Origin of the sequence: Levilactobacillus brevis ATCC 14869 = DSM 20054 (assembly GCF_001433855.1) — a bacterium.
Taxonomy (GTDB): domain Bacteria; phylum Bacillota; class Bacilli; order Lactobacillales; family Lactobacillaceae; genus Levilactobacillus; species Levilactobacillus brevis.
In genome coordinates, this window is record NZ_AZCP01000001.1 from 176,995 (window position 1) to 190,255 (window position 13,261).

Sequence of the window (13,261 nt, forward strand, 5' to 3'; positions counted from 1 at the left end):
CGGTTAATAATTCCTTAATAATTCACAAGAAACTGGGAAAACGTGTGGTACTATTAATTTGTGATTTGTATTTACTGTAAACGACTGGGTGACACTTACATTGTAAGCTCAGGTATCACTTTGGCTGAAAAATATTAAAAGGACGTGTTGATGAAGATGAGTACAGGACAACGGAAAACAAAAGCAGTTGTTGGGGTCGTTGGTGCCATCGGTGCTTTCGCGGCTGGTGCCACAATTACGGCTAACGCGGATAGTATTCAAGTCAAGCAAGGAGATACGGTCTGGGATCTTTCACAGAAGTATCATACAACGGTCGCCAATCTTGAACAGAAAAATGGGATTGATGCTCAAACGGATCTGATTTTTGTCGGTCAACGACTACAGGTCAAGTCAGCATCGGCTAAACAAACATATACGGTTAAATCTGGGGATACATTATGGGATTTAGCACAAACTTATCACCTGACGGTTGCCCAGTTACAACAAGCCAATCATTTAACGGGTGATGGGCTGAGTGTGGGACAACAGTTAGTCATCCCACAAGCAACAGCGAGTCAATCACAAACCACCGATGCACCAGGTACGACTTCGGCCCCAGCCGCAACGCATCAATCGACGCAAAAGGCTAATGCTGTTCAAGCTCAGATTGTGGCAGCACAACAGGCAGCAGCTAGCAAACAAAAACAACAGGTAAAGACGGGAACGGCTGCGACAACTTCATCGAGTCAATCAACAGTTTCCAAGCCAACGACGACAGATCGATCCGCGGCAACAACGACTGCCAAGTCAAAGAGTCAACAAGCATCTGCAACTTCCCGCCAGCGGCACACACCGAGTCAGAATCAGGGAACGCCAGCGGCAAGCAGTGCTAGTTCGGTGACGCCGGCAACCACGAAGCAAGTAGCAGATGAAACGAGTACATCAACGGCTGCAACGACTTCGACGGCTACCAGTAGTGCGAGTCAGACAACGCAGACGAGTCAAGCCAATTCGGCTAACAGCGCAACAACTAATAACCAATCAGTGACAAAGCAAAGCCGGGCAGCTTCGGTAGCGCCAGCTAATGAGAGTAACCAGTCAACTACTCGTTCGTCTAGTGTTTCGGCTGCTAGTCAGTCCACAGCAAGCCAGGCAGTAACCAGTTCAACTAGTCAGTCGAACACCGCTAACGTTTCGGTGGCGAAGACCACCAAGCGGCTAAAGACGATGACACGTTCAGCAGCCACAAAGTCGGCAAGCAATACGAGTCAAACGACTGATACAACCAGTCAAACTAGTTCATCGGCTAATAGTGTCAGTTCATCATCGACAGCTAGTGCTTCGGCTAGTTCATCGACAGTAACGTCGACTAGCAGCAGTGCCCAAAAGACTAGTACAAGTGGGCTAACGTCAGGTTCTGTGACGGGACTGGCTTTGAAGTTAGCCTCCGCTAACATCCCTTATGTGTGGGGTGGTTCATCATTAAGCGGGATGGATTGTTCAGGATTGGTCGCCTATGTCTATAAGAATGCCATGGGAATCAGTTTACCTCATAGTACAGTAGCCCAAGAATCCTACGTAACGACGCATTCGGTTGGTTCCGCAAAACCAGGAGATATTTTATTCTGGGGCGCTAAAGGATCGACGTATCACGATGCTATTTATTTAGGAAATAATCAGTTTGTTGCGGCACCAGCACCTGGACAAAATGTTGAAGTTCAACAAATCAGTAAGTACTTTATGCCGTCTTTTGCTGGAACACTTAAGTAATGAATGAATCCGAATGATAACCTGACTTTTGCCGGTTTTAAGATTGGCAAAGGTCGGGTTATTTTGGTGGAGCATGACCGATAAGCTAATCGGTTGCTTAACGGGAAAGCAATCGTTTTCATGAAAGTAATCAATGGAACACAAATTGAAAAGTGGTTAAAAAAGTTTTTCAAAAGGGGTTGCATCCAGGATTCTTTGGTGATAATGTAATTGCATTGATTAACGGTTTTCTTAAGAACCTTAATTTTCAGCGAAGAGAGATTAAGGCAGTCCGGTAGTGGATTAGCCGGGCAAATCAGCATGTTATGCAATTATTTAAGAGGAGTTGTTAAAGATGAGTAATCGGATGGAGATTCTGGAAGAGTATCGGCAGGCTAATTCACAGTTGGCGACCTTAAAACGGAAGGAATCTGAATGTGTTCATTCTAGTTCTGAAACGGTACAAATTGAGCCGCGCTATGGACAAGAAATGAATGATCTATCTACGAAATGTGCTCAGCTGGACATGATTCTCGAAGCCATGGAAGCTTCAGAAGATTAATAATGCTAATATTGAAAAGAGGCGTCATCACAATTGTGATGACGCCTCTTTTGCTATGATCTTAGAGTGTAATGTCGAACCAAAAAGGATACTGTGTGACACCGACATAAACATCGAAGAAGCGACCACCCATTTCTTCGCCGTCTAACTGGCCGTATTCGATGGCTGGAACTGTCAGGTGGACCTTTGATGCCTGATAGTAGTGAACGGCCTTAGACGTCAAATGACGCTTAAATACAAGCCGTAGGGCCAACCAAACCAATTTAAAGAAATTCGGTTTCTCAATAACGACCAAATGGAGCTGATGATCGTCAATCGTGGCACCAGGCGCAATGCCAACACCGCCACCAAAGTAAGGGTGGTTTGTCGTGGTTACTAGAAAAGCATGAGGAAACATGTCGCGCTGGTTACCTACATGGACCGTTAGGGTGAAACCAGTTTGGTTATAGTACACACTGAGCGCGGATGCCAAGTAGGACAGGGAACCCAAGTGATGCTTGTTTAACCAAACTTTTGCTTTAGATTGATTAGCCTGAGAAATAATAGCGGCATCAAACCCAATACCTAAATTATTAGTAAAGACGCCCCGTTCTTGTTTAATCGTTTCGTTGTAAGTACCGATATCGTAATTGGTGACGTGGGTACAATGAATGATTTGGTTAAGGGCTTGGTGCCAATCCAAAGATAGACCAGAACCGCGCGCAAAATCGTTGCCAGAGCCGATAGGTAGATAAGCTACTGGAATGGGATGGGTTCGCTTGATAGTGGTTAGACCATTGATAGCCTCATGAAGGGTGCCATCGCCGCCAACGGCTAAGACAACCCAATCCTGATGGGGGCTGTCAGGCAGTTGTTTTGCAAATTGTTCACTTAATAATAGGGTATGGCGGGGATACTCCGAAACGACTAATTGGTAGGAGACTGAAGCGGCATCAAGCCGTTCCTTGATCTGCGGCCAAAGCGTGCCGGCGTGACCACTTCCCGCATGTTCATTTAAAATGATATAGAACTGGACACTCACCGAACTGCTCCTCTCAAATTTTATTCCATCTTATTATAAACGAAAACCAGCATGGTGCCTAGTAGTTCTCCAATAACTTTGTCGGGGCATAGGAATTAAGACAATAAAAAAGCCGAGACCAGTAATCTCAGCTTTTTAGCTATTTAGTCATAATGAACATCGGCAAAATCATCGGATGACGTTCTGTTTTTTCAAACAGGAAGTTTTGTAAGTCATCAATCACCGCGTTCCGAATTGAAGCTTCCGTTGCTTTGGGGTTACGCATGGCCCGGCGAATCGTTTGAAAGACGCGACGACGTCCTTCATTAAGGAGTTCACCAGATTCACGCATGTAAACAAATCCACGAGACAACAAATCAGGACCAGCTTTGATCTCTTGATTCTTCAAATCGATGGTTGCAACGACCACGACTAAGCCTTCTTCTGAAAGTAGTTGGCGATCACGCAAAACCACGTTACCAATGTCACCAATGCCAGAGCCGTCGATGTAAACATCCCCAGCGGTAAAGTGACCCGCTACCCGTGCAGAATCCTTAGTTAGGGCTAAAACATCCCCATTTTGAAGGATAAAGCTGTGGTCTAAGGGAACGCCACATTGTTCGGCTAACTCTGTGTGGATTTTTAACATTCGGTACTCACCGTGAATTGGCATGAAGAATTTAGGCTGCATCAAGCGTAGCATGAGCTTTTGTTCTTCTTGACCACCATGGCCAGACGTATGAATGTTATTGACCTTACCGTGGATAACGTTAGCACCAGCTTCTTCCAGTTCGTTAATCACCCGATTGACCGAAATGGTGTTACCAGGGATTGGGTTACTGGAGAAGACCACCGTATCACCAGGTTGAATAGCAATCTGGCGGTGGGTTCCATTGGCGATTCGTGACAATGCAGCCATCGGTTCACCCTGAGAGCCGGTACAAAGAATCATTACCTTGTTAGCAGGTAGGGAACGAATAGCATTTGCGTCAACTAGGGCGTCATCGGGAATATTTAGATAGCCTAATTCGCGACCGTTAACAATGGCTGCTTCCATCGAACGACCAAAGACCGCAATTTTACGGCCATGAGCCAATGCTGTTTCACAGGCAGTTTCAATCCGAGAGATATTAGATGCGAAAGTGGCGAAAATAACGCGACCTTCGACTTGGTCAAAAATCTTGCGAATCGATTTACCAACCCATTTTTCCGACTTGGTCCAGATCGGGCGTTCAGCATTGGTACTGTCAGACATGAGACAGAGAATGCCTTCAGCTCCGAGCTTGGCCATCTTTTGCAGATCAGGCGGCTGATTGGTAACGGGTGTTAAGTCGAACTTATAGTCACCCGTTTCCACAATAACCCCGACCGGTGTATGCACAGCGACCCCTAATGTGTCTGGAATCGAGTGGGTTGTCCGGAAGAAAGAAACGCTCATCTTGCGGAACTTAAGCACTGTATCATCATCAATTGCGTGTAGTTCAGTTGATTTAAGTAATCCGTGTTCTTCAAGTTTGTTCTTGATTAACGCAAGGGCTAATGGTCCCGCATATACGGGGACATTGAGTGCCTTGAGTAAATAAGGAATACCGCCAATATGGTCTTCATGACCGTGGGTGATCACAAGCGCTTTGATTTTAGCCTGGTTCTCAACGAGATACTGGTAATCGGGAATGACATAATCGATCCCCAATAGTTCGTCTTCTGGAAATTTAATCCCGGCATCAATTAAGATGATTTCATCTTGGAATTGAATACCATAGGTGTTTTTTCCAATTTCACCAAGTCCACCCACGCCAAAGATAGCAGTTTCGTTATTTTTGACGTTTAACTTGTTCATTCACTGAACTCCGTTAATTTGTAATTCGGATTCTGTTGTTCGTAAGCCAAGGTTTCTCCTTCGATGGCTTCAATGAATTCGATATTGTGTTCCGTGTGTGCTTCAACTAGAGCCCGCGCTTCAACTTCCGTTGGGGCTTCTAGATAAAGCGAGTGCGTATCCTCGCGCTTAGGATTGCGCTTTTGGTCATTTTGATAATATACTTTATAAATCACAGACAAAACTCCTTTAATTAAACGATTTAATCCGTCACGACCTAGGGCCTAACAACGAATCATGGATGTTCTTTCCGAACTGCGGGTTGCTTACACAACAATTAGCACAATTTTAGCATAGTTTCCGCTGATTGTATAGAATTACCCCTAGACCGTAAAACATGCTATCATAAAAGAAAGACGAAACGAATGGAGGAAATGCCATGACTTCATTAATAGTAGAAGTAATTATTGGCATTGTCATTGCCGGAGTCATTTACGAAGTTATTCACCGAATGGTAGTGCAACGAGCAACAAGGATGGTGCGACGATCCGCACAAGATGAAACGGATGTCGCTGTCAAAGCGGCCTTGCAACGTTTAGTTAATGAACAGGTGTTGAGTGAAGCAGAATGTCAAATTCAATCAGCCGTGACGGTCGCAGATGTTTGGGGCCGGGGGGTTATGGCGTTTGAATACACATTATCCGTAGGCATGGCGGCTGAACACCGGTTGTCCGAGCTTGAGCGGGCATTTAACGCAGCTCTAGCCAGTTTTAGTGCGGATCATCAGGTTAAAACAGTTAGCACTGGTTCAGCGTTTGTTGTCAGTGATATTTGGGTATATGAAAATCAACTGCATTTAGATGTCGCTTACCTGGTCAATGAATCAACCGTAGAATATTTAAAAGATCTGAAAAAGTTAGACGATGTCGTTGAATAAATAAAAAGGATACCAAAATTTGGTATCCTTTTTATTTATCTTCTTATTGTAACTACTCAATCATAATCATGTCATCATCACGACTGAATGGTTGGTCTTTATTAATGTGATCGTAAAATAGTGTGCCGTGTAGGTGATCAATCTCGTGTTGACAAACAATGGCTGGATAGTTTTTTAAACGAACTTGGTGTTTTTCACCATTTACATCGTAATAACGTAAGGTAATCCGATCGTGTCGAGGGACAAATCCGGGTACATCTTTATCGACTGACAGGCAACCTTCACCCTCAGTCAAGGCACCAGCTTGGACTGATTCGGAAATGATTACTGGGTTAATAATGACATCCGTAAAGGGCGACTTACCATCTTCTTCAACAGGAGGAACTAAGACGGAAGCCATCTTTTTGGAAACGCCAACCTGAGGCGCGGCTAAGCCTACACCAGCACGTAGACCATATTTTTTACATTGTTCAGGGTCTTGTGAAACGACCAAATATTCCATTAAATCCTTAGCCAGTTGTTGATCCTCTTCTGAGAGTGGAAACGTTACATCCGCTGCCTCTTGGCGTAAAACTGGATCGCCATCACGGACAATATCTTTCATAAGAAACAAAGCGATTACCTCCGAAATTAAATCATAATTACCACCTATTGTAACATAGGTATTGTGAAAAATGAAATGAAAAGAAAACGGTTGCGGTTTTCAAAAAAAGACGAAAACGGGCGAACACAATAGCCACAATGATTCCCAACAAATCCGTTTATTCACAAGCATGAAAGGGCTTGCAAGGTCTGTGAAAAAATGGTACTTTATAAGCGTAGTCAGGAAACGCAACGTTAACTCACTTTTAGTTAACAATTTCATATCAAGTGAAAGGAAAGTGTTACTTATGGCTAATGGAAGCAAACAGATTGTAGACTTTGCCAAAATCAAAGCTACGATGGCTGACCCATACAAGCACCCGGTTCAAGTCATCGATCGCGAAGGCAAGGTTGTTGATCCAGACACGTTGGCAAAATATTCAGATGACCAACTTGTTGACTTCATGAAGAAAATGGTTTGGGAGCGTACGTTACACGAACAAACAATGAACTTCTCCCGTCAGGGTCGCCTCGGTTTCTATGCTCCAACTGCCGGTGAGGAAGCTAGTAAAATGGGTAGTGTTACTGCCTTTAAGGAACAAGACTACCTATTACCAGCTTACCGTGATTTACCACAAATGATTCAACACGGGACTACCGTTGCAAAAGGTTTCTTATGGTCAAAAGGGCATGTTGAAGGTAATCAACATGAAAACCCTAATATGATGTTCCCACAAATCATTATCGGTGCGCAATATGTTGAAACTGCCGGTGTTGCTTTGGGAATTAAGAAGAACGGCGATGAAGATCGCGTCGCCTTTGCTTACACTGGTGATGGCGGGACATCACAAGGTGACTGGTATGAAGGGGTTAACTTCACCAGTGCTTATCAAGCACCCGCTGTCTTCTTTGTTCAAAACAATGGCTGGGCAATTTCCGTCCCACGGAAGAAGCAAACGGCTGCGGAAACGTTAGCTCAAAAGGCGGTTGCCATGGGTGTTCCTTCTGTCCAAGTTGATGGGATGGATATTGTGGCGGTTCATGAAGTTTCTAAAGCCGCTCGTGAATTTGCCGCAGCTGGTAATGGTCCAGTAGTCATCGAAACATTAACTTACCGGTATGGCGCTCACTCCTCTGCTGGGGATGATCCTTCGCGTTACCGGACTAAGGAAGAAGAAAAGCCTTGGTTCGATGCCGATCCATTGGTTCGTTTGCGGAAGGTCTTAACTGACAAGGGTGTTTGGTCACAAGATCAAGAAGACAAATTAGTCGACGGATACAAAGACGAATTCAAGCAAGCAATGAAGGAAGCTGAAGCAGCCCCTGCACAAAAGGTTTCTGATTTCTTGAAGTGGACTTACAATGTGCCTACTCCAGCTGTTAAGAAACAGATTGCAGAATTTGAAGCAAAGGAGTCGAAGTAATCATGGCTAAAATGACGTATATCAAAGCGATCACTTCCGGTCTGGATCAAGTGTTGACTGATGATCCTAAGACGTTAATCTTCGGTGAAGACGTTGGTAAAAACGGTGGTGTGTTCCGGACAACGGTTGATTTACAAGACAAGCATGGTGAAGATCGGGTCTTCGATACACCTTTAGCTGAATCAGGTATTTTAGGCTTAGCTATTGGTTTATCATTAACCGGTTGGCGACCAATTCCTGAAATCCAATTCATGGGCTTTACGTTTGAAGCCATGGATGGGATCGTAGGCCAATTAGCTCGTGATCACTATCGTTTCGGCGGCCAAAAGAACTTCCCTGTTACGATCCGGACACCATTTGGTGGTGGGACTCATACCGCTGAAATGCACGCTGATAACTTGGAAAACTACTTTGTTAGCACCCCAGGGTTACGAGTGGTAACACCTTCCAATCCTTATGATGCTAAAGGTCTCGTGATTTCTGCGGTTGAAAGCGATGATCCAGTCTTATTCATGGAAAACTTGAAGTTGTACCGTTCCATGAAGGATGAAGTGCCTGATGACAAGTATACGGTTCCGTTAGACTCTGCTAAGGTTGTTCGTGAAGGTTCCGACATTACGCTGGTTGCCTACAGTGCTGAAGTCAACGAAGCTTTGACGGCTGCCGATGCCTTGGCTAAGGACAATATCTCTGCTGAAGTCATTGACTTACGTTCCTTGTCACCAATTGATACGGATACGATCTTTGCTTCTATTGATAAGACCCACAAGGTGGTTGTTATTCAAGAAGCACAACGAATGGCTGGTGTTGGTGCGGTTGTTGCCTCCGATATTGCCGAAGAAAAGATCATGTCATTGGATGCACCAATTGGTCGGGTTGCAGCACCAGATAGCGTTTACCCATTTGCCCAAGCTGAAAATGATTGGATTCCAAATGCCGATGATATTGAAGCCAAGGCACGTGAAATTTATAACTATTAAAAATCTTAAACTAATTGATAAAAATTAACGATGTGGGAGACATCCTACATTAGATTAAAGAAAGGAAGTTTTCCCATGGCTTATACGTTCAAACTCCCAGAGCTTGGTGAAGGAATGGCCGAAGGTGAAATTTCTTCATGGCTTGTAAAAGAAGGAGACGCGGTTAAGGAAGACGACACATTAGTCGAAATCCAAAACGATAAGTCGGTCTCGGAATTACCATCACCCGTTTCAGGTACGATTTCAAAAATTGTTGCCCAAGAGGGGGACACTGTTGAAATTGGTGATCCACTGATTGTGATTGATGATGGATCAGATACCCCAGCTGATTTAAGCAAGGGTGGCGAAGAAGATGATGCAGCACCTGCTGAAGAAGCAGCACCGGCACCTGCCGAAGCGCCAGCAGCACCTGCTGAACCAGCAGCGGCTCCAACTGGAGTTCCTGCTGCTTCTGATCCCAATAAATTGGTTATGGCGATGCCATCGGTTCGTCAGTATGCACGTGACAAAGGCGTTGATATTACTCAAGTTGCGCCAACTGGGAATCATGGGCAAGTATTGAAAGCTGACATTGACAACTTTAATGGTGCGGCTGCACCAGCGGCCACGGCTTCAGCAACTACTGACGCTGCACCGGCTGGTAAGGCAGCTGCAGGTCAAGCAATCAAACCTTGGAACGCCGATAACCCTGATTTGGAAACTCGTGAACCAATGTCACCAATGCGGAAGATCATTGCCAAGAGCATGCGGACTTCTAAAGACATTGCGCCACACGTAACGTCCTTTGACGAAGTCGAAGTTTCAGCTTTAATGGCTAACCGTAAGAAGTACAAGCAAGCCGCTGCAGATCGCGACATTCACCTGACTTTCTTACCTTACATTGTTAAGGCTTTGGTTGCTGTTATGAAGAAGTTCCCTGAACTAAATGCTTCTATTGATGACACTACCCAAGAGATTGTCTACAAGCACTACTACAACATTGGAATTGCTACCAATACTGATGATGGCTTGTATGTGCCAAACATCAAAGCAGCAGATTCTAAGGGTATGTTTGAAATTGCCAAGGAAATCACTGAAAATACGCAAGCCGCTTACGATAACAAGTTAAGCCCTGCTTCCATGGCCGGTGGTTCCATCACGATTTCTAACGTTGGTTCTATTGGTGGTGGCTGGTTCACACCAGTTATCAACCAACCTGAAGTTGCTATTTTAGGGGTTGGCCGGATTGAAAAGGCTCCTTATGTTAATGAAGATGGCGACATTGCTGTTGGCCGGATGTTGAAGCTTTCCTTGAGTTACGACCACCGTTTGATTGATGGTGCCTTAGCTCAGAATGCTTTGAATGAATTAAAGGCCTTGCTGCATGATCCAGAAATGTTGTTAATGGAAGGGTAGGAATAATATGGCAGATGTTGAAAAAAAGGACACCGTCATCATCGGTGCCGGACCCGGCGGTTACGTTGCCGCCATTCGGGCTTCTGAATTGGGGCAAAAAGTAACCTTAATTGAAAAGTCCGATACCCTTGGTGGTGTCTGCTTGAACGTTGGTTGTGTACCGTCTAAAGCCTTGATTCAGGCCGGTCACCGGTTGGAACAGGCTAAGGATGGGTCCACTTATGGAATTTCTACAGACTCAGCCACAATTGATTTTAAGAAGACCCAAGAATGGAAGCAAAAGAAGGTCGTTGATCGTATGACCAGCGGCGTTAAGATGCTGATGAAGAAGCACCATGTTGACGTGGTCAGTGGTGAAGCTGTTTTCCTCAGTGACACACAGTTACGGGTAATGCCGACAGGCGAAAAGCAATTCATGTCAACTGACACGGGTCAGACTTTCGAGTTCAATAATATTATTATTGCATCTGGGTCACACCCAATTCAAATTCCTGGCTTTAAGTTTGATGGTCGGGTTGTGGATTCAACTGGTGGCCTGAATCTACCAGAGATTCCTAAGGAATTTGTTGTCATTGGTGGTGGCTACGTCGGTACGGAATTAGCCGGAGCCTATGCAAGTTTAGGTGCTCATGTTACCATTCTTGAAGGAAGTCCATCGATTCTGCCTAACTTTGAAAAGGACATGGTTTCTGTTGTTCTAAAGAAGTTGAAGAAAAAAGGTGTGGACGTTATTACTAACGCAATGGCCAAGAGTTCTAGCCAAGATGATCAAAGCGTTAGTGTTACCTATGCGGTTGATGGCAAGGAATCGACAATTAAAGCCGATTACTGCATGGTTACTGTTGGTCGGCGGCCAAATACCGATGACTTAGGGCTTGAATACACCAAGGTTGAGTTAAACGATCATGGTCAAATCAAGGTCGATAACCAAGGCCGGACAGCTTCCGAACACATCTGGGCTGTTGGTGATGTGGTTCCTGGTGCTGCATTGGCTCATAAAGCCTTTGCTGAAGCCAAGACGGCAGCTGGTGCGATTGCTGGTAAGAAGACGGCTAACGACTGGTTAAGTGTTCCAGCAGTTTGCTTCTCTGATCCAGAAATTGCGACCGTTGGTTACAGTGAATCAGCTGCAAAGGATAAAGGAATCAAAGTGAAGACGGCTAAGTTCCCATTTGCTGGGAATGCCCGGGCTGTATCTTTGGATTCTCCAGATGGTTTTGTTCGTTTCATCTATACAGATGATGACAACCAAAACATCGTAGGTGCTGAAGCGGTTGGTCCTGAAGCCAGCACGATGGCTGGTGAATTATCAGTGATCGTTAATGATGGCTTGAATGTTGAGGATGTGGCGTTGACTATTCACCCACACCCAACGTTAAATGAACCAATTCAAGAAACGGCTGATATTGCTTTGGGCTTCCCAACGCATATCTAAAGTTTTGTGAAATAAGCAGTCTATGTATTGAGAGATTAGGGCGAAAGCTCTGATCTCTTTTTTGTATAATACTGGAATCGATCAGCCAATAGTGTGAAATACCTCGCATTTGTGAAAAAAGCCGACTAACAAACTTGCTATCCAGTGGGGCTCATTTATAATGTAGCTATGTGGTTATTTACGGAATACACCGAGGAGGGGTGTTATGAAACCAACGTTAATTATTCAGGGGACCATTACCCAGGCCAGTCAATTATTACAACAATTATTAATTGCGGATCTACCTTTAGACTGTGTGGTGATGCCTGATAGAACAGAGGATACACCGCGTTACCAGTCGTTAGTGGTCGCCAGTGCATTATGTTCACACTTTGACTTGCGTGTTGGAACAACCGCTGATTATGGGCAAGCCACCTGGTTGGTCATTTTAGATCGAACGACGGATAATTCGGCTGTGGCGACTGAAATAGCGGAACTGCGGGTCTTTATGAATCGGATTGTTCAAAATGGGTTCAAAGGACAGCTTATTTTTGGTGGCGCGCATGACGAACAACTAAGCTACTTTGCTTGGAAGTTTTCTGGACTTCAAGCAAATCAAATTTGGGGATTAGGAACCTACCCGTTGGCTCAATTATTAACGGCTAGGTTGGCAGATCGTTTAGGCGTTGGTTCAGCTGCCGTACAGGCGACGGTGATTGGAACGGCAGACTTGCCCATTGTCGTTTGGAGTCGAACATATATTGGTCCAGTCCCCATCCTAATGTACTTGGCCAATGCCGATACGAAAATTAGTGCTGATGATTTGGATAAGATGGCAAATTGGCTGCAACGGGAGGCCAAGGGAGATCAAATTAGTTTGCGCTTAATGGCACTTATTGAGCTGTTAGAGGCCGCTTTAAATGATCAACCATTAATTGCTCCAGCAACGACAATTCACACGGAAACTCCGGATTTTGCGGCCGCAACACCGGTGCTAGTGACGGCTATTGGCGTTAAGCATTTGACGAATCTAATTTTGTCGGAAGATGAACAACAAGACTATAGCGAACAAGTCACAACTTTGCGAGCTAATATTGATGCGATTGAAAATCAGCAAACGGAGGGACGGGGTTAGATTGGCAGATAGTTATGAGTACCCATTGATGGCAGAGTGGTCAACAACGGATATTATTGCCGTTACAACACTATATCAGTGTGTAGAAGCAGCATATGAACAACCACAAGGAGTTGACCGGCACGCCTTATTACAGGCTTATCAGGATTTTCAACAAGTGGTTCCACAAAAGTTTGAAGAAAAGCAACTTGATCAGGCGTTTCAGACGGTCTCCGGATATAGTATTTATCGGACCGTTAAACAAGCCCGGGCAACGGACGGTATGGTTAAAATGAAGGGATGAGC

13 protein-coding genes are annotated in these 13,261 nt (G+C 44.8%); 9 read left to right on the forward strand and 4 right to left on the reverse strand.

Features of this window, described 5'->3' with window-relative positions:
* Positions 1-150: 150 nt before the first annotated feature.
* Together FC61_RS01030 and FC61_RS01035 are read left to right on the forward strand one after the other, a co-directional pair.
* The gene (locus tag FC61_RS01030; protein ID WP_052471884.1) at positions 151-1,749 is read left to right on the forward strand and encodes a LysM peptidoglycan-binding domain-containing protein; all 1,599 of its coding nucleotides are present in this window, start codon (positions 151-153) and stop codon (positions 1,747-1,749) included.
* A gap of 334 nt (positions 1,750-2,083) precedes the next feature.
* Positions 2,084-2,290, forward strand: coding sequence for a hypothetical protein (locus tag FC61_RS01035; protein WP_011668087.1), 207 nt, complete (start codon positions 2,084-2,086; stop codon positions 2,288-2,290).
* Positions 2,291-2,351: 61 nt separating this feature from the next.
* Here the strand turns inward: FC61_RS01035 and FC61_RS01040 are convergent, their stop codons facing one another.
* The 3 genes from FC61_RS01040 to FC61_RS01050 form a co-directional block, all read right to left on the reverse strand.
* Positions 2,352-3,311, reverse strand: coding sequence for a diacylglycerol/lipid kinase family protein (locus FC61_RS01040; protein ID WP_021741111.1), 960 nt, complete (start codon positions 3,309-3,311; stop codon positions 2,352-2,354).
* Between the two features lie 139 nt (positions 3,312-3,450).
* The gene (gene rnjA, locus FC61_RS01045; protein WP_011668085.1) at positions 3,451-5,130 is read right to left on the reverse strand and encodes a ribonuclease J1; all 1,680 of its coding nucleotides are present in this window, start codon (positions 5,128-5,130) and stop codon (positions 3,451-3,453) included.
* Complete coding sequence (locus FC61_RS01050; protein ID WP_011668084.1) at positions 5,127-5,345, reverse strand: DNA-directed RNA polymerase subunit epsilon; 219 nt, start codon at positions 5,343-5,345, stop codon at positions 5,127-5,129. The genes rnjA and FC61_RS01050 overlap by 4 nt, the downstream gene beginning before the upstream one ends.
* A gap of 203 nt (positions 5,346-5,548) precedes the next feature.
* On the opposite strand from FC61_RS01050, the gene FC61_RS01055 reads away from it, so the two are divergent.
* Positions 5,549-6,046, forward strand: a complete 498-nt coding sequence (locus tag FC61_RS01055; RefSeq protein ID WP_021741112.1) for a hypothetical protein — start codon at positions 5,549-5,551, stop codon at positions 6,044-6,046.
* A 52-nt stretch (positions 6,047-6,098) separates the two neighbouring features.
* Here FC61_RS01055 and def read toward each other — a convergent pair whose 3' ends face one another.
* Positions 6,099-6,659, reverse strand: a complete 561-nt coding sequence (def, locus tag FC61_RS01060) for a peptide deformylase (protein ID WP_011668082.1) — start codon at positions 6,657-6,659, stop codon at positions 6,099-6,101.
* A 277-nt stretch (positions 6,660-6,936) separates the two neighbouring features.
* Here def and pdhA point away from each other — a divergent pair, with 277 nt between their 5' ends.
* The 6 genes from pdhA to FC61_RS01090 all read left to right on the forward strand — a co-directional run bounded on the left by pdhA (position 6,937) and on the right by FC61_RS01090 (position 13,259).
* On the forward strand, positions 6,937-8,052 hold the full coding sequence (gene pdhA, locus FC61_RS01065; protein WP_035464198.1) for a pyruvate dehydrogenase (acetyl-transferring) E1 component subunit alpha: 1,116 nt from the start codon (positions 6,937-6,939) through the stop codon (positions 8,050-8,052).
* Between the two features lie 2 nt (positions 8,053-8,054).
* On the forward strand, positions 8,055-9,032 hold the full coding sequence (locus FC61_RS01070; RefSeq protein ID WP_011668080.1) for an alpha-ketoacid dehydrogenase subunit beta: 978 nt from the start codon (positions 8,055-8,057) through the stop codon (positions 9,030-9,032).
* Positions 9,033-9,107: 75 nt separating this feature from the next.
* Positions 9,108-10,427 (forward strand): dihydrolipoamide acetyltransferase family protein, encoded by a 1,320-nt coding sequence (locus FC61_RS01075; RefSeq protein WP_015473867.1) that lies wholly within the window; start codon positions 9,108-9,110, stop codon positions 10,425-10,427.
* A gap of 7 nt (positions 10,428-10,434) precedes the next feature.
* Positions 10,435-11,862: a dihydrolipoyl dehydrogenase gene (lpdA, locus tag FC61_RS01080; RefSeq protein WP_011668078.1), complete on the forward strand. Its 1,428-nt coding sequence runs from the start codon at positions 10,435-10,437 to the stop codon at positions 11,860-11,862.
* Between the two features lie 205 nt (positions 11,863-12,067).
* The gene (locus FC61_RS01085) at positions 12,068-12,976 is read left to right on the forward strand and encodes a Rossmann-fold NAD(P)-binding domain-containing protein (RefSeq protein ID WP_021741116.1); all 909 of its coding nucleotides are present in this window, start codon (positions 12,068-12,070) and stop codon (positions 12,974-12,976) included.
* Position 12,977: 1 nt separating this feature from the next.
* Positions 12,978-13,259: a UPF0223 family protein gene (locus tag FC61_RS01090; protein ID WP_011668076.1), complete on the forward strand. Its 282-nt coding sequence runs from the start codon at positions 12,978-12,980 to the stop codon at positions 13,257-13,259.
* Positions 13,260-13,261 lie beyond the last annotated feature (2 nt).

What these genes read in the sequence shown, in the direction of transcription:
- FC61_RS01030 (WP_052471884.1), top strand. Translation starts at nt 151, where the DNA reads ATGAAGATGAGTACAGGACAACGGAAAACAAAAGCAGTTGTTGGGGTC.
- FC61_RS01035 (WP_011668087.1), top strand. Translation starts at nt 2,084, where the DNA reads ATGAGTAATCGGATGGAGATTCTGGAAGAGTATCGGCAGGCTAATTCA.
- lpdA (WP_011668078.1), top strand. Translation starts at nt 10,435, where the DNA reads ATGGCAGATGTTGAAAAAAAGGACACCGTCATCATCGGTGCCGGACCC.
- FC61_RS01075 (WP_015473867.1), top strand. Translation starts at nt 9,108, where the DNA reads ATGGCTTATACGTTCAAACTCCCAGAGCTTGGTGAAGGAATGGCCGAA.
- FC61_RS01055 (WP_021741112.1), top strand. Translation starts at nt 5,549, where the DNA reads ATGACTTCATTAATAGTAGAAGTAATTATTGGCATTGTCATTGCCGGA.
- FC61_RS01085 (WP_021741116.1), top strand. Translation starts at nt 12,068, where the DNA reads ATGAAACCAACGTTAATTATTCAGGGGACCATTACCCAGGCCAGTCAA.
- rnjA (WP_011668085.1), bottom strand. Translation starts at nt 5,130, where the DNA reads ATGAACAAGTTAAACGTCAAAAATAACGAAACTGCTATCTTTGGCGTG.
- FC61_RS01070 (WP_011668080.1), top strand. Translation starts at nt 8,055, where the DNA reads ATGGCTAAAATGACGTATATCAAAGCGATCACTTCCGGTCTGGATCAA.
- pdhA (WP_035464198.1), top strand. Translation starts at nt 6,937, where the DNA reads ATGGCTAATGGAAGCAAACAGATTGTAGACTTTGCCAAAATCAAAGCT.